General features: G+C 67.9%; 11 protein-coding genes. 5 read left to right on the top strand and 6 right to left on the bottom strand.

The window, feature by feature from the left end; genetic code table 11:
- The first annotated feature begins 150 nt into the window (after positions 1 to 150).
- The 3 genes from J9315_RS11680 to J9315_RS11670 all read left to right on the top strand — a co-directional run bounded on the left by J9315_RS11680 (position 151) and on the right by J9315_RS11670 (position 5,521).
- Positions 151 to 1,533, top strand: a complete 1,383-nt coding sequence (locus J9315_RS11680; protein WP_211977937.1) for an SLC13 family permease — start codon at positions 151 to 153, stop codon at positions 1,531 to 1,533.
- A 215-nt stretch (positions 1,534 to 1,748) separates the two neighbouring features.
- Complete coding sequence (locus tag J9315_RS11675) at positions 1,749 to 2,882, top strand: metallophosphoesterase (RefSeq protein WP_211977936.1); 1,134 nt, start codon at positions 1,749 to 1,751, stop codon at positions 2,880 to 2,882.
- Entirely contained in the window at positions 2,879 to 5,521 is a 2,643-nt protein-coding gene (locus J9315_RS11670; RefSeq protein WP_211977935.1) for an AAA family ATPase, read from the top strand. Before J9315_RS11675 ends, J9315_RS11670 begins: the two co-directional genes overlap by 4 nt.
- 49 nt (positions 5,522 to 5,570) lie before the next feature.
- Here J9315_RS11670 and J9315_RS11665 read toward each other — a convergent pair whose 3' ends face one another.
- The 6 genes from J9315_RS11665 to xsc all read right to left on the bottom strand — a co-directional run bounded on the left by J9315_RS11665 (position 5,571) and on the right by xsc (position 14,751).
- Positions 5,571 to 7,319 carry an AMP-binding protein gene (locus J9315_RS11665; protein ID WP_211977934.1) on the bottom strand — a complete coding sequence of 583 codons (1,749 nt, stop codon included), beginning with the start codon at positions 7,317 to 7,319 and terminating at the stop codon, positions 5,571 to 5,573.
- Positions 7,320 to 7,499: 180 nt separating this feature from the next.
- Complete coding sequence (locus J9315_RS11660) at positions 7,500 to 8,666, bottom strand: acyl-CoA dehydrogenase family protein (protein ID WP_211977933.1); 1,167 nt, start codon at positions 8,664 to 8,666, stop codon at positions 7,500 to 7,502.
- A 144-nt stretch (positions 8,667 to 8,810) separates the two neighbouring features.
- Positions 8,811 to 9,737 carry a GTP-binding protein gene (locus J9315_RS11655; RefSeq protein ID WP_211977932.1) on the bottom strand — a complete coding sequence of 309 codons (927 nt, stop codon included), beginning with the start codon at positions 9,735 to 9,737 and terminating at the stop codon, positions 8,811 to 8,813.
- Positions 9,737 to 11,413, bottom strand: coding sequence for an amidohydrolase (locus tag J9315_RS11650; protein ID WP_211977931.1), 1,677 nt, complete (start codon positions 11,411 to 11,413; stop codon positions 9,737 to 9,739). The genes J9315_RS11655 and J9315_RS11650 overlap by 1 nt, the downstream gene beginning before the upstream one ends.
- Positions 11,403 to 12,869 (bottom strand): sodium:solute symporter family protein, encoded by a 1,467-nt coding sequence (locus J9315_RS11645; protein WP_211977930.1) that lies wholly within the window; start codon positions 12,867 to 12,869, stop codon positions 11,403 to 11,405. Before J9315_RS11645 ends, J9315_RS11650 begins: the two co-directional genes overlap by 11 nt.
- A 61-nt stretch (positions 12,870 to 12,930) precedes the next feature.
- Positions 12,931 to 14,751: a sulfoacetaldehyde acetyltransferase gene (gene xsc, locus J9315_RS11640; RefSeq protein WP_211977929.1), complete on the bottom strand. Its 1,821-nt coding sequence runs from the start codon at positions 14,749 to 14,751 to the stop codon at positions 12,931 to 12,933.
- Between the two features lie 145 nt (positions 14,752 to 14,896).
- Between xsc and J9315_RS11635 the strand changes: the two genes are divergently transcribed.
- Together J9315_RS11635 and J9315_RS11630 are read left to right on the top strand one after the other, a co-directional pair.
- Complete coding sequence (locus J9315_RS11635) at positions 14,897 to 15,745, top strand: IclR family transcriptional regulator (protein ID WP_249120895.1); 849 nt, start codon at positions 14,897 to 14,899, stop codon at positions 15,743 to 15,745.
- Positions 15,746 to 15,848: 103 nt separating this feature from the next.
- Positions 15,849 to 16,826, top strand: coding sequence for a MoxR family ATPase (locus tag J9315_RS11630; RefSeq protein ID WP_211977928.1), 978 nt, complete (start codon positions 15,849 to 15,851; stop codon positions 16,824 to 16,826).
- The last annotated feature ends 1 nt before the right edge of the window (position 16,827 follow it).

Genomic DNA, 16,827 nt, shown 5'->3' with positions numbered 1-16,827 from the left:
CCCGCACGACACGCCGCCCCAGCACCATCGACATCCGTCGCACACACGGTGACCGCCACGGTCACCTCGGTGCCCAGAGCCCGGACCGACCGGGCGGCACCCAGCAATTTCAGGCACGATCACACTGACAATGAAGTTGGAGGACACCTCATGACCCTCGTCCAGATTCTCATCCTTGTGGTACTGGTGGTGATGTTCATCGCCGCCACGAAATGGCCGATCAACATCGGGATCATGGGGTTCGTCGGCGCCTTCGTCTTCGGCACCTTCGTCTTCGGGATGGACGACAAGGAGATCCTCGAGGAGTTCCCGGCGAGCATCGTGCTCACGATCGTCGGCGTGACGTTCTTCTTCAGCATGGCCCAGCGCAACGGGACCATCAAGATCCTCGTCGACCTCGCGGTCAGGGCGGTGCGCGGACGGCTCGGCATCGTGCCGTGGATCTTCTTCGGCATCGCCTCGATCCTCACCTCGCTCGGCACGTTCTCCCCGGCCGCCGTCGCCCTGCTCGCCCCCGCCGCCATGGGCTTCAGCGCGGCCTCGGGCTACAGCGGAGTCGTCATGGGCGCGATGATCATCAACGGCGCCCACGCCGGGGCCTTCTCGCCGATCTCGGTCTCGGGCATCATCGTCCGCGACATCGCCCGGGAGAACGGCTTCGAGATCAACACCGGTGCCCTCTTCCTCGCCTCCTATGTCATCAACGTCGTCGTCACGATCCTCACCGTCGTCGTCATGAAGGCCCTCGGCCGGCTGCGCACCACCCCCGAACCCGAGGCCGTCACCGACGGCGCGGACGACAACCTCGGCGCGGGAAGCAGCGTCCCCGGCACGGGCCGCGACGGCACGGGACGCGACGACAGCACCGGTCCCGAGCGGACCGACGGGGGCGGCGGTCTCGCCCTCAAGGCGCCGGAGCGGGTGCGCACCTCGACGCTGACCCCGCAGGTGTGGCTGACGCTCGGTCTCATCGGCGTCATGGTCATCGGCGCGGTCGGCTTCGAACTGCCCATCGGCTTCCTCGGGCTCACATGCGGTCTCGTCCTCGCGTTCACCTCGATGCACCACGCGGACACGTTCGTCTCCGGGATCTCGTGGTCGACGGTGCTCCTCGTGTCGGGAATGATCGTCTACATCAGCCTCCTGACCAAGGCCGGAGTCATCGATTCGCTGTCGACGATGGCGGTGGCAATCGGCGTGCCGCTGCTCGTCGCCGTCGTCCTCTGCTACGTCATCGGCATCAGCTCGGCCTTCGCCTCCTCGACGGCCCTGCTCACCGCGTTCATCCCGCTCTCGATCCCGCTGCTCGAGCAGAGCGATCTCAGCGCGACCGCGGTGATGGCGGCGCTGGCGATCTCCGCGACGATCGTCGACGTCTCCCCGTTCTCGACCAACGGCGCCCTCGTCATCGCCAATGCGAAGGGCACGGCGGCGACAACGATCTGGCGCGACCTCATCATCTACGGGGCGATCGTCGTCGCCCTCGCCCCGCTGCTCACATGGCTGCTCCTCGTCGTCACCGGCATCATGTGACACGCAGCCGGCGCCGCAGCGCAGCGGCCCGGAGGGGTCCGACCGAACGGTCGGGCCCCTCCTCGCGTCCCGCCACCTCGGCCATTGCACCGGTGTTCGCCGAGGTGGCGGGACATGAGTCGCATCCGTCATGACGTGCGTCACTGTCCGTGTCAGTCCCGTCCCGTAGTCTCGGGAGCGTACATAGGATTGAGGCGAACGTGAGGAGGGGACCGATGAGATTCATCGCCACCGGGGACTGGCAGCTGGGCATGACTGCCCACTTCCTCAGCGCCGAGGCGCGCCCCCGCTACCAGCGCGCCCGGCTCGACGCGATCCGCCGGATCGGTGAGCTCGCGGCCGAGCGCGACGTCGACTTCGTCCTCGTCTGCGGAGACGTCTTCGAATCCAACCAGCTCGACCGGGCCATCGTCTCCCGCACCTTCGACGTCCTCGCCGGCTTCTCGGTCCCCGTCGTCCTCCTCCCCGGCAATCACGATCCCCTCGACGCGTCCTCGATCTACGACTCCCCGTCGTTCGTCTCCCGGCAGCCGGCCGGGGTTCGGGTCCTCCGGGACTCCACCCCCACCGAGGTGGTCCCCGGCGTCGAGGTCGTCGGCGCCCCGTGGTTCTCGAAGCGACCGCTGAATGATCTCGTCGCCGCTGCCACGGAGAACCTCGCCGAGGTGCCCGCCGGGCAGGTGCGCATCATCGCCGGTCACGGTGCGCTCAGTTCGCTCGACCCCGATCGCGATTCGCTGGCGACCATCGACGAGGCGGGGCTGGAGAGACTGCTGGGGGAGGGCCGCGCACAGTTCGTCGCCCTCGGCGACCGGCACGCCACCTACTCCGCGGCCGAGCGGATCTGGTACCCCGGGTCGCCCGAGGTCACCTCGCGGCGCGAGGACGATCCCGGCAACGTCCTCCTCGTCGACATCGACGCCCAGACGCACGCCGTCGACGTCGAGAAGATCCCCGTCGGGCAGTGGGCGTTCACGGTCATCGAGGCCGACGTCGACTCCGACGACGATGTCGCGGCCCTGGAGACCCGCCTCGGGGAGATCCCGGAGAAGGATCGGACCGCGGTGTGGCTCATCCTCCGCGGCACCCTGTCGACGGCGGCGAAGGCCCGGCTCGACGAGGTGCTCGACCATGCCGGGGATCTCTTCGCGCTCGTGTCCGTATGGGAGCGGCATTCGGACATCGCCGTGGTCGCCGCCGATGAGGAATTCGCCGGACTCGGGCTGAGCGGGTACCTTGAGGATTCGCTCGACGAGCTCGCCGCACGCGCCACTGCGGACGACCCCGCGGCGGCCACGGCGCAGGACGCTCTGGGCCTCCTCTACCGATTCGCGAGGAGCGGAGCATGAGACTGCACTCGATTAGACTGCGGAACTTTCGCGGCATCACCGACGCGACCGTGGAGTTCTCCGCCGGTGTGACGATCGTCGAGGGCCCCAACGAAGTGGGCAAGTCCTCGATCCACGAGGCGATCACCCACCTGCGGGAGGACAAGGCGAGTTCGAAGAAGGCGAGCATCAAGGACCTCCAGCCCATCGGCGTCGACGCCGGTCCCGAGGTCGAACTCCACCTGACCAGCGGCGACATCGAGATGAGGTACGCGAAACGGTGGCTGCGCAGCCCGTCGACGACGCTGTCGATCCTCCGCCCGCACCCCGAGCAGCTCTCCGGGGATGAGGCCCATGAGCGCTTCTCGGCGATCCTCGCCGACACCGTCGACGTCGACCTCCTCGTCGCCCTCGACGTCGCGCAGGGAGAGAGCCTCGCACAGGCGCCGATGGCCCAGATCAGCGCCCTGCAGTCGGCGCTCGGAGAGACGGGCGTCGAGGTCGCCGACCACGATGCGTTCCTCGAGAGGGTCGACGTCGAATACGCGAAGCACTTCACGAAGTCGGGCCGACCGACGGGGGAGTACGGTGAGCTGCAGAAGGCCGTGCCGCTGGCGGCCGAAGCACTCGCGTCCCTCGTCGACCGCAGCGAGAACCTCGACGCGCTCGTCGACCGGCATGCGCGGGCGACGACCCGACTCGAGTCCGTCCGCGATGGTCTGGCCCGGGCGCTGAGTGAGCGTGAGGACGCCGACGCCGCGTTCGCCGCCGTCGCCGAGCTGCGCACCGCGGTCGACGCGGCCGAGGAGCGCACCGAGGCGGCTCGTCGCGAGGCCGCGCTCGCCGCCGATGCGGTGGAGCGGCGCACGACTCTCCTCGCCGAGGCCACCGCCGCCGAGACAGCGGTCGAGACAGCGCAGACCGCTGCGAGCGATCTCGAATCCTCGCACGCGCAGCGGGATGCGGCGTTCGAGGCCGCCCAGCAGCGCCTCGGTGAGCGGCGGACCGCGCTGGCCGATGCCCGGGAGCGGACGAAGCGTGCCTCCCGCGATGTGGCACGTGCGAGGGCACGCGGTGAGGTCACCGCATTGCGGGCACGACTCGACGAGATCCGGACGCTCGAGGACACCCGGAACCGAGCACGCGCGGTCGTCGGATCGATCGCCGTCACGACCGCCGACGTCGACCGGCTCGTCGGACTCGACACCGAGGTGCGCATCGCAAGCGGTGCGAAGCGGTCGGCCGCCGCGCAGGTGCGAGTCACCCGCCTCGGTGAGACCCCCATCGCCGTCGACGGCGCCGACATCGCCGCCGAGGACACGGGCGCGGTCGCCGTCGTCGACGACGTGCGCATCGCCATCGCGGGCATCGCCGACATCACCGTGAGCCCGGGAGCGTCGCCGGTCGATCTCGATCGTGCCGTGACGACCGCAGAGCGTGCACTCACCGCCGAGATGGAGCGCCTCGGTGTCGAGTCGCTCGACCAGGCGCGCGAGCAGGCGAATCGCCGGGCGGACGCGGAGGCGATCGTCACCGAGACGACGGCGACGCTGACGGCGCTGCTCGGACGGGACGAGCGCGACGACCTCGACGCGAAGCTCGCGCGCGCCGAGGCGCTCATCGCCGGTGACGGCACGGCAGAGGATGCCCAGACTGAGGACGCCCGCGAGGAGCGGTCTGCCGAGGACGCCGCATCGGTCGACGAACTCGAGGAGATCGTCGCGGAGGCCGAAGCGGCAGCCGACGCGGCGCAGACCGCCGTCACCGAGGCCGAAGCCGACCTCGAGCGCACCCGCGCCGTCCGCGACGATTCGCGAGTCGACACGGTGCGCGCTCAGACGACCCTGCAGGAGGCACGGACGCAGTCGGAGCGGTTGCAGGCGGCGGTGGCCGCCGCGCAGGCCGACCACTCCGATGAGAGTCTCGCTGCGGCCCTCGACGCGGCTCGGGCACGGGCTGAGGAGGCCGAGGCGGCGCTCGGCGAGGCGAGAGCCGCCTACGAGGCGGCCGACCCCGAGACGCTTGAGGCCAGGCGGGACAACGCCCGCAAGGTCGTGGCCGACAACGAGGCGCAGCAGACTGCGGATCGGCAGGAGGTCGACCAGCTCACGGCGCTCATCGACGATCGCCTCAGCGAGGGCATCTTCGAGAAGGTCGAGGCGGCACGGGAGTCGCTCGAGACGGCGGAGGCGAGACTCGCGAGGGTCGAGCGGAGCGCGCAGGCGATCGCGCTGCTGCGCTCGACGGTCTACGCGCACAAGGCCGAAGCCCAGCGGAAGTATGTGGCGCCCTTCAAGGAGCAGATCGAGCGGCTGGGCCGAATGGTCTTCGGACCGACGTTCGCCGTCGAGGTCTCCGAGGATCTCGAGATCGCCTCACGGACGCTCGACGGCACGACCGTGCCCTTCGATTCGCTCTCGGGCGGAACGAAGGAGCAGCTCTCCCTCATCGGGCGCCTCGCCGTGGCCGCCCTCATCGACCCGCAGACCGGTGCTCCGGTCATCCTCGACGACGCCTTCGGATTCGCCGACCCCGAGCGCCTCGCCGCCCTCAACGTCATCCTCGGCCGGATCGGCGAGACCGCGCAGGTCGTGCTGCTCACCTGCCAGCCCGACCGTTTCGGCCGCGTCGGCGGGGCGTCCCGGGTGAGCCTGGGGTAGGTCGGTGCGCCCGGGGCGGTGCGATCTCATGGTCGGGCCGGATCGTGGATCACCCGGCGGCGGCTCCGCGGTCGCCTGAAGCTGCCGTCTTGGCCGACTGCGCCGCCTCGGCGGCATCGGCGCGGATCGTGCGGCGCAGGATCTTGCCCGAACTCGTCTTCGGCAGCTCGTCGATGAACGTCGCCTGGTGCGGGGCCTTGAACGAGGCGAGACGGTCACGGCAGTAGGCGATGATCTCCTCCGGGGTCGCCTCGGCGCCGGGCTGCAGAGTGACGAACGCGGCGACATCCTCACCGCGGTACTCGTCGGGAACACCGACGACGGCAGCCTCCTGAACCGCCGGATGGGTGTAGAGGACATCCTCGACCTCACGCGGCCACACCTTGTAGCCGGAGGCGTTGATCATGTCCTTCTTCCGGTCGACGATGAAGAGCCACCCGTCCTCATTCATGTAGCCGACATCCCCGGTGCGCAGCTCTCCGGCGGGGATCTGATCGGACGTGGCCGTGGGGTTGTTGATGTACTCCGAGGCCACCTCGGGGCCTGAGATCGCGACCTCGCCGAGTTCGCCCGGGCCCACCGGCTCACCGGAGTCATCGAGGATCCGCACCATCGTGTCCGGCTGGGGGAGCCCGCACGAGAGGTTGCCGCTGTCGGGATCGACCGGGGCCTGCAGCCCGAACGGGACGCTGACCGCCTGCCCCATCGTCTCCGTCAGTCCGTACCCCTGGCCGATGTCTATACCGAGCTTCTCCTTGAACTTCGTGACGAGCCCCTCGGGCAGGGGCGCGCCACCGGACATGACGCGCTTGAATGAGGAGAAGTGGTCGGCGGTGACGGCGGGATGGGCGAGCATCGCCGTGTAGACGGTGGCCGGACCCGCCATGTACGTCGGCCGCTCCCTGACGATGAGCCCGAGGAACGACTCCGGTTCGAACCGGTAGTTGAGGATGAGGCGCGCGCCACCGGAGACCGCGGCGATGAACTGGCAGATGAACCCGGTGATGTGGAAGATCGGGGCGAGCGTGAGGTAGCCGTCGCCGGGCTCGAACCACGAATTGCGCATGTTGTAGCGGGAATTGCTCGAAACCGCCGCATGCGTGCCCGACGCCCCCTTCGACCGACCCGAGGTTCCGGAGGTGTAGACGACGAGCGCTTCGTCCTCGGGCGCGACGTCGACGGGCGTGAAGTCCGAATCGAGATAGGAGTCGACGACGGCTTGGAAGTCCGGCCCGCCGAGGTGGTCCGGCGCACCCGGTTCCGGGCTGACCCCGGGGGTGCCGGGAAGGGCGTCGAACATCGCGAAGAGCTTCTCGGGTCCGTCGACCTGGTAGCTGCGGTCATCGGCGAGCACGATGGTGGGAATGTCCGCGGCAAAGGGCCTGACGCGATCGAGATAGGCCGCTTTCGACACGACGAGCGCTCTGACCTCGGCGTCGGAGAAGACGTGCTCGAGCTCCCCGCGGTACATCGGATTGAGGGGGACGACGACACCGCCGGCCTTCCAGATCCCATAGGTCGCGATCATGAATGCCGGGGTGTTCTGGTCGTAGATGCCCACCCGGTCACCGGGTGCGATGCCCTGGTCGCTGAGGTAGGCGGCGAACGCCGTCGAATACCGGTCGAACTCCGCCCATGTCGGTGCGAACCCGAAGTACGTCAGCGCCACCTCGTCGCCGTGTGCCTCGACGGTCGCCGCGAGGTCGCGCAGCGTCGTCGACGTCTCGAGCACGTGCGGTGTCGGGGCGATGTCGCCCCACGTCGCCATCCACGGTCGGGTATCGAACCAAGAGCTCATCGCGTCATCGCCTCCAGCGTCGTCGGCGGCCGCGCACGCGCATCGTCGGTGATGAAGTCCGCGCCGACCTTCCGAGTGAACATTCGTTCAGTGCTCTTCACCCTATTGACGTCGACCGGGGTGCGTCAATGATTTTCTGTGATCGGCATCACAGGATGGCCGGGTGCCGGTCTCACGTCCTCAGCGTGTGCGGTGGCGCTGAGCGATATCGCGGCCGATGAGCTCCTTCATCACTTCGTTGGCTCCGCCGAAGATCGCCTGGATCCGGTTGTCTTTGAACACGCGCGCGATGGGGTATTCGAGCATGTAGCCGTAGCCGCCGAAGAGCTGGAGGCAGCGGTTGACGACTTCGATCTCGAGATCGGAGCCGAGGTATTTCGCCTTCGCGGCGTCGACTGCGGTGAGTTCGCCGGCGTTGAGGGCCAGCGCGCACCGATCGATGAACGCCTCGAGCGCGTCGACCCGGGTCTCGAGCTCGGCGAGTTCGAAGCGGGTGTTCTGGAAGTCCCCGATCGTCTGGCCGAACGCCGGGCGGTCGAACACGTAGTCCGCCGTCCACCTCAGGGCGGCGCGCGCTGCGGCCAGGGTGCCCGAGCCGATGAGGAGGCGCTCGGTGGGGAGGTTGACCATGAGGTGGATGAAGCCGTTGTCGAGTTCGCCGAGGAGGGCGTCGGCCGGAACGCGGACATCGGTGAACGAGAGCTCGGCGGTGTCCTGCGCCTCCATCCCGAGCTTCTTGAGCTTGCGTCCGCGCTCGAAGCCCGGAGTGTCGGCGTCGACGATGAAGAGCGAAGTCCCGCGGGCGGCCTTGGCCTCGGGATTCGTCCGGGCGACGACGATGACGAAGTCGGCGTGGATGCCGTTGGTGATGAAGGTCTTCGCCCCGTTGATGACCCACTCGTCGCCATCGCGCACGGCCTTCGTCGTGATGCCCTGGAGGTCCGAGCCGGCGTTCGGCTCGGTCATCGCGATCGCGCCGATCATCTCACCGGTCGCGAGGCCGGTGAGGTACTTCTCCTTCTGCGCCTGCGAGCCGAAGGCCATGAGGTAGCCGGGGACGATGCCGTCGGACACGCCCCACCCCGCGGTCACTCCGCCGACGCCTCGGCGGGCGATCTCCTCCGACCGGACCATCTCGAAGCGGAAGTCGTCGACGCCGGCGCCGCCGAACTCCTCGGGGATCGCGAGCCCGATGATGCCGGCCGCCGCGGCCTTCTCCCACATGCCCCTGTCGACGAGGTGGTTCTCCTCCCACTCCTCGACGTGCGGCACGACCTCCCGGTCGAGGAAGGCGCCCACGGTGTCGCGGAAGGCTTCATGGTCGTCGTCGTACAGGTTGCGCTTCACAGGGTTCGTCCTCCGTTGGTGCCGTGAGCGGGCCGCCTCCGCCTCGTCGCGGAGCTCGTGACCACAGTCACTGATCGTTCGTTCAGTTTGGCACTCGCCGCGAGGGCGGTCAAGCACGGGCGCGTCGCCGGGCGGGCGAATCCGTCAGCGCACCGCCGCCAGCGCAGACGCGACCGTCTCCACGGTCCTCTGCGCGTCGTCTCCGGCGGCGATGAGCACGATGGTGCCGAGTGCCGTGCCCGGCGGCGCAGATGATCGCGGCAGGGGGCGTGACTCAATGCGCCCGGACGCCAGATGCACTTCGTGCCAGCGCCCGTGCCCGTCGCCGATGAAGCCCTTGGCGCGGGCGAGGAGTGCACGGTGGTCGGAGAGGATGGAGAGGATCTCGGCCGGATCCACGGTGTCGAGTCCGTCGACCGTGCGCGAACAGTGGACTCCACCTGCATCGGGTGCCGGCGCATTGGCGCCGGGGAGCGTGCCCGCCCGGGGACTGACCTCGGTTCCGCGGAGCCGAGCAGGGAGGTGCGAAGGATCGGCATCGAGGATCTCGGCGTTCGGAGCCAACCGCAGACTCGCCTGTCGGGTCCATGCGATGTCCGCGCCGGAGGCACGGTCCGCTTTGGTCACGAGGACGATGTCGGCCCCGCCGATCTGGCGTTCGACGAGATCGGAGACGAACCGATCGGACAGCAGTGTGCGGAGATTCGTCGCATCGGCGCAGACGATGATCGGACCCGGCGCGAAGCCGGGAAAGCGCCGCCAGTCTCCGAGCACGGTGGGATCGCCGACCCCACTGACCTCGACGAGGACGTGGTCGACATCGTCACGGTCGGAGAAGGCGCGCATCGCGCGACCGAGGTCATCGGTGATCTGACAGCAGATGCAGCCGTTGGTCAGTTCGACGGTGTCCTCGGTCTGTGACGCCACGAGGGAGGCATCGATGCTGATCTCCCCGAAATCATTGACGAGCACAGCCGTGCGTCCGAAGGTCCCCGCCGCCAGGAGGGCATTGATGAGCGTCGTCTTGCCGGAGCCGAGATAGCCGCCGATGATGCTCAGGCGTGCGCTCATCAGCTGCCTGCAGGGGCGGCGATGCGGGAGTCGAAATGGCGGCCGCCGACGACGGTGCCGCGGACGTGGATATCGCCGATCCGGTCGGGGTCGACCTCATACGGGTCGTCAGCGAGGATGGCGAAGTCGGCGTACTTGCCCGCCTCGAGCGAACCCACCTCGTGGTCCATGTGGAGCATATGGGCCGCGCCCAGCGTCATCGCCCGCACGGCCTCGTCGACGCTGATCGCCTCGCCGTCGCCGACCACCCGTCCGGTCTGGCTCCTGCGCGTCACGGCGTGCGTGATCGTGCGCAGCGGTCCCAACGGGGTGACCGGCGAGTCCGAGTGCAGGGAGATCGGGACGCCCTCCCGCAGTGCGGTGGCGGCGGCGTCCATGCGTCGGGCGCGGTCGGGACCGAGGGTGATGTCCATGTGCTGATCGCCCCACGCGAAGATGTGATTGGCGAAGATGTTCGCGCAGGCGCCCAGCGCTGCCAGGCGCCGGTACTGGGCGGCCGTCGTCAGCTGGGAGTGCGTGCACGTATGCCGGTGGTCCGGCCGGGGGGCTTCGGTGAGGACGCGCTGCAGGGTCTGGAGGAACAGCTCTGTGGCCTGATCGCCGTTGCAGTGCACGTGGATGAGCAGTCCTGCGCGGTGGAAGACGCTGAACGCCGCATAGAACTCCTCGGGGGTGACGTTCCACAGCCCGTTGGGCTCGTCCCCGAAATAGCCCGGCGCCTCGAGTCGGGCGGTGAACCCCTGGATCGACCCGTCGAGCATGAGTTTGACGTTGCCCAGACGCAGGTGCGCCGATGACTGTCCTGCGAGGTCGACGAGGCGCGCGGCATCATCGCTCAGTGACGGCCGCGGCGCTCCGACGCCCGCACCGAAATGGAAGACATTGAGCCGGGCCGGGAAGGTCTCGTCGACGACGCTGCGATAGAGGTCGACGCCGGCATCATCCATCAGCGTCAGCGACCCGAGATCGGTCAGCGTCGTTGTCCCGGTGTTCACCCCCTCCTGTCCGAAGGCCCGCAGCGCCGCCGCGTCGATGCTCAGCGGACCGGTGCCCTCGGTCAGGTCGCTGACCAGCGCCATCGCGGTGAACTCCCGGAGTTCGCCCGTCGGTGCTCCTGACGAGTCCTTGACCACGCCCGGCACCATCGTGTCTGCGCTGATGTCGCAGCGCGACATGACCGCGGAGTTGACCACGCACGCGTGCACGCTCGTGTGGATGACATGGATCGGCCGGTGCGGCGACACGGCGTCGAGGGCGGCCGCGGTGAATGCCTCCCCGGGGAAGTAGATGGGGTCGAATCCCCACGCGAGCAGCGGCTGCTGCGGATCGTCGAGCTCAGCCTCGGCGTCCCGCAGCCGTTCGACGACCTCGTCGATGCTCGTGCAGCCGGGCCAGTGGCGACCGCTGGGCTCGGTGCGGTCGAGGAATCCGACGTAGGTCTGCTTCCACACATTGCCGGTGCCGGCATGGGTGTGCGCTTCGACGAATCCCGGGAGGATGACGGCATCCCCGTAGCGCTCATCGAGGACGGCTCCCGGGTAGGTGAGCAGCTCCTCGACGGTGCCGACCGCGCGGATCCGGTCCCCGCGCACGGCCACGGCCTCAGCGACGGGGAACGACGGATCACCGGTGCGGATCTGCCGCGCGGGGTAGACGATGGTGTCCTCAGGATTCATTGCTCAGTGTCCTCGATTCGTGGTTCGCAGTCGATTCGCCGGTCGGGGTCCCGCGTCCCTCCAGCGCGTAGGCGGTGACGGTCTCGTTGGCGGAGTGCCGAGACACAAGGCTGACGATCACCAGGGTAATCGCTGAGACGAGAAGTCCGGGGGCGATCTCGTGCAGACCGAAGGGAGTGCCCGACAGCCTCCACAGCACCGCTGCGGCGGCAGCCGCCGCCATGCTGACGATGACCCCGGTCGTCGTGGCGCGGCGCCAGAACATCGCCGCGAGGACGGGCATGACGAGCGTCGACGCGGTGAACGTCAGCGCCAGCTCGTAGATCGCGATGATGTCGTCGATGAGCAGGGCGATGACCAGCCCGAGCACCGCCATCGCACCGACCGACAGCCGCGAGACGACGAGGATCCGCTGGTCCCCGGCACCGGGGTTGACCCACCCCTGATAGATGTCCTTGGAGATGTTGATGGCCCCGCTGAGGAGAAACGAGGTGGCGCCGGTGAGCAGGGCGGCGACGAGGGAGACCATGAGCAGGCCTCCGAGCCACGGCGGGAAGATCTCGGAGATGAAGCTCGTGTAGACGAGGTCGGGTTTGGTGTCGGCGGGAAATCGCTGGAGGGCGGCGATGCCGATGAGGACGGCGACGACGCTGACGAGTCCGGACACGATGAAGCCGATCGTCACGGCCGAGTATCCGATCTTCGGCGTCCTCGCGGCGGTCAGCCGCTGCCAGGTGGTCTGCCAGACGATGTAGAAGGGCCCGAAGATGAGGAACCAGTTGAGGAGTTCCATGCCGCCGATGCTGTCGAACTCGAGAAGCTGTGGGGGAGTGGCTGCCACGACCTCTGCCGGACCGCCGAGCGCGGCGATGCCGACGACGAGAGCGAGGACCACGCCGGCGAGGATGACGACGGTCTGGATCGCGTCCGTCCAGGCCACACTCGGCAGTCCGCCGATCATGGTGAAGGCGAGCGTGACGAGGAAGCCGAGGAGCACTCCCCAGAACGTCGGGATCGGGGTCACCGACGACAGCAGGGCCGCCATGCCGACCAGCTGCATCCCGAAGGTCGGGGTCATGTAGAGCAGTCCGGTGATGAGGGCGGGGATGAGGGCTGCGGCTCTGCCGAACCTGCGGGAGAAGAGCTCCGGCAGCGTGTAGAGCCGGAGCCTGCGGATCGTCGGGCCGAGGACGATGACGGTGGCGATGGTGAAGCCGACGAAGGCGAGGCTGGTGATGAGGTAGGAGACACCGAGGGTGAACCCCTTGCCGGCGGCGCCGATGAGGGCCGCGGAACCGGTGACGGTGGCGATCACCGATCCGCAGATGGGGAAGAAGCCGAGACTGAAGTCGCCCATGACGTAGTTGTCGGCCGTCTTGACCGTCTTCGAGGAGCGGAGGCTGACGGCGAAGAGCAGGGCGAGGAACGCGAGTATCCAGACGATGTACCAGTTCAACGGAGTCTCCCTACGGCGAAGGGGCGCACGGCCTGCTGCCGTGCGCCCCTGATCCTCATCCTCAGACGTAGTCCTTGTACTTGTCGAGTGTGCGGACCGGCATCCGCAGTGCGTCGCGCCGGAACGGATCGCCGAGCTCCTTCGTGCACATGATCTCGATGACCGTGGTCCTGCCCTCGTTCATCTGCGCATCGACGGCCCGCTGGAGTGCAGGGCCGACGTCCTCGAGCCTGTCGACGACGATCCCATCGGCGCCCATGCTCTCGGCCATCGCCGCGAAGCTCTCCCCGTTGTCGAGCTCACCGGCGATGAAGCGGCGGCCGTAGAACTCGACCTGGTTCTTCTTCTCCGCACCCCACTGGCGGTTGCGGAAGACGACCGCAGTGACGGGGATGTCATGGCGGACGGCGGTGAGGACCTCGACCATGCTCATCGCCCAAGCGCCGTCACCGGCATACGCGATGGCCGGGCGCTCCGGAGCGGCTCGCTTCGCGCCGATGATCGTCGGCAGCGCATAGCCGCAGTTGCCGAAGCTCATCGGGGCGAAGAAGCTGCGCGGACGCTCGAACCGCAGGTAGCTGTGCGCCACCGAGTTGATGTTGCCGATGTCCGTGGAGACCATGACGTCGGCGGGCATCGCCTTCTCGAGCTCACGCAGCACCTGACGCGGATGGAGCCAGTTGCCCTCCTCCTTCTCCGCTTCGTCGATGACGTCGAGGGAGAACTCGTCCTTCTCATGGGTCCAGGAATCGAGTTCGGCCTCCCAGGCCTCCTTCTCCGCGCGGATGAGATTCGCCCGCTCGTCCTTGGTGGCGTCGCTGGCGACGGTCTTCTCGTTGAGGCGCCCGAGGAGCTCGGTGGCCACGGCCTTGGCATCGCCGCAGATGCCGACGTCGATCTTCTTCACCAGTCCGAGCATCTTGTGGTCGGCGTCGACCTGGATGATCTTCGCCTCCGTGGGCCAGTACTCGAACTGGTACTGCGGGAGCGTGCCGAACGGTCCGAGGCGGGTGCCGAGCGCGAGGACGACATCGGCCTGATTGAGCAGGGTCATCCCCGCCTTCGACCCCTGGTATCCCAGGGGACCTGCCCACAGCGGATGGCTGGCGGGGAACGAATCGTTGTGCTGGTAGCTGTTGACCACGGGTGCGCCGAGGCGCTCGGCCAGGGCGATGCACTCCTCGACTCCGTCGGCCATGACGACTCCGCCGCCGGAGATGATCACCGGGTTCTTCGCCTGGGCCAGCAGCTCTGCGGCATCGTTGAGGCTCTGTTCGCCGCCCGCACCGCGATCGATGCGCTGGGGCTGCGGGATGTCGGGAGCCGCCTCGCCGTAGAAGTAGTCACGGGGGATGTTGAGCTGGGTGGGCCCGATCTCCGACTGGGCCCGGTCGAAGCAGCGGGCGGTGAACTCGGCCATCCGAGCGGGGTTCGTCACGTGGCCCTGGTACTTCGTGAACTCCTGGAACATCGGCAGCTGATTGGCTTCCTGGAATCCACCGAGCCCGATCGAGTTCGTGCCCGCTTCGGGCGTGACGATGACGACCGGGGAGTGCGCCCAGAAGGCCGCCGCGATCGCGGTCACGCAGTTCGAGATGCCGGGCCCGTTCTGCCCGATGACCACTCCGTGGCGGCCGGATGCCCGAGCGTATCCGTCGGCCATATGGGCCGCGCCCTGTTCGTGGACGACCGGAACGAAGTCGATGCCGGCCGGCGCGAAGATGTCCATCGCGTCCATGAATGCCGATCCCATGATGCCGAACACATCGGTGACGCCGTTGGCCACCATGGTCTCGACGAATGCCTCCGAGGAGGTGATCTTCTGCGGTTTCGGAGCGTGTTCGGGTGCTTCGACCTCGGTCCGATCAGCGAGTTCTGTCATGCCAACTCCTCCTTGAGGTTGGGAAGACCACGTCTTCGAGGTCTCGTTTATTCGTTCAATTCGGATGAAAAAGTTGAACACCTAGAACACTAGGGGGTGGCGGGTGGCCGCGTCAATACGTGTTCCGGTTATTATTCTGTTTGGTATGATTTTCCGAGACACCAAGGAGGGCGTGCTCATGGACAATCTCGCGGAACCGGGCCTCGGCGCCGAACTCTCGCTCGTCGGGGAGACGCCGGCGCTGCGCCTCATCTCGCTGCTCGAGCTGATCTCGACGCGCGACGAGATCTTCACCCTGCAGTCCCTCGTCGTGCAGACCGGACTGCCCAAGCCCACGCTCCACCGCATGCTCCAGCAGCTCGAGAGCGCCGGTCTCATCACGCGGCACAGCGACGGCCGGCATTATGGAACGGGTGCGCGCCTGCGGCGCATGGCCGAGGACATTCTGCTCAACGACACACGGCACGGGGCTCGTCGTGCGATCCTGGCCCAGCTCGCCGAGGATGTCGAGGAGAGCTGCAATCTCACGACGGTCGCCGGCAGCGACGTCATCTACCTCGACCGCGTCGAGACGCAGCACCCCCTGCGGGTCCACCTCGAAGCGGGAGCCCGCGTGCCGATCCACGCATCGGCCAGCGGGAAGATGATCATGTCCCAGTACGGTGAGACTCAGCGTCGCCGTCTGCTGACCGGGTCGCAGCTGCCGGCCTTCACCCCACACACGATGACCGATCCGGACCGCATCGACGCGGAGCTCACCGAGATCAGGGAGCAGGGATTCGCCGTCGACCGCCAGGAGTACCTCGACGGACTCGTGTGCCTGGCCGTGCTCGTCCCCGGAGAAGCGGGGAGGTCGAATCAGTGCGTGGCCATTCAGGCCCCGGTGCTGCGGAAGTCCGAGGACGATCTCGTCGCTCTCCTGCCGCTGGTGCAGGCCGCTGCCGAGAAGATCTCCCGCATCGACGACATCGACCGCAGCACCGAGATCGCCTGATATGACCACGAGTGCGTCACCGGAGCGGATCGCCTCTCGCCTCGGGGAACGCCAGACGAAGGGAGCGTCGACCATGCACACCGCCACGGATCCGCTCAGCACCATGTCCGACCCCACACCTGCTGGGGCCTCGATCACCTGGGAATCCGCCCGTCAGCTCTTCGGCCTCGACAGCGACCTGCAGGTGCCGCGGCTGACCGGCGACGACAGCCTCGTCCCGGACATCGATCCGAACTACCGCTTCGACCCGGAGGTGACCCGGGCCGTCCTCGCGGGGTTCATCCACAATTCGCGCGTCCTCATCCAGGGCCTGCACGGCACGGGAAAGTCCACGCACATCGAACAGGTCGCGGCACGCCTCAACTGGCCGGTCATGCGGATCAACCTCGACGGTCAGATCTCCCGCACCGATCTCGTCGGCAAGGACCAGGTCGTCATCGAAGACGGCCATCCGCGCACCCGCTTCGAGGACGGCATCGTCCCGTTCGCCCTCGGCCGACCGATGGCGCTGATCTTCGACGAGTACGACGCAGGCCGGCCCGAGGTGATGTTCATCATCCAGCGGCTGCTCGAGCGGGAGGGGCTCTTCACGCTCACCGAACAGAACCGCGTCATCCGTCCGCACCCCCAGTTCCGCCTCTTCGCGACGGCGAACACCGTCGGACTGGGCAACCTCAACGGCCTCTACAGCGGCGTCAAGCGCCTCAACCAGGCCCAGCTGGACAGGTGGGGCATCGTCGCGAAGCTCGACTATCTGACACCGCAGGCTGAGTACGACGTCGTCACCGGCCAAGTGCCCGGGTTCGTCGACCGTTTCGGGAGGGAGACGGCGGAGACCATGGTCGCCGTGGCGAACATGACCCGGACCGGTTTCGCCGCCGGCGATCTCTCCGCACTCATGTCCCCGCGCACCGTCATCTCCTGGGCACAGAATGCCCTGATCTTCAATGACGTCGAACTCGCCTTCAAGTTCTCCTTCGCCAACCGCTGCGACCCGTCCGAGCACGTCCTGCTCGGCGAATTCCTCCAACGCGGCTTCGGCACCGATCCCGCCGTGCTGACCTCGCTGTCGGTGGATTGAG

Origin of the sequence: Brevibacterium sp. W7.2 (assembly GCF_018137945.1) — a bacterium.
GTDB classification, from domain to species: Bacteria; Actinomycetota; Actinomycetes; order Actinomycetales; family Brevibacteriaceae; genus Brevibacterium; species Brevibacterium sanguinis.
The sequence above is the reverse complement of the archived record's forward strand: the minus strand, read 5'-3'. Positions and strand labels throughout refer to the sequence as shown.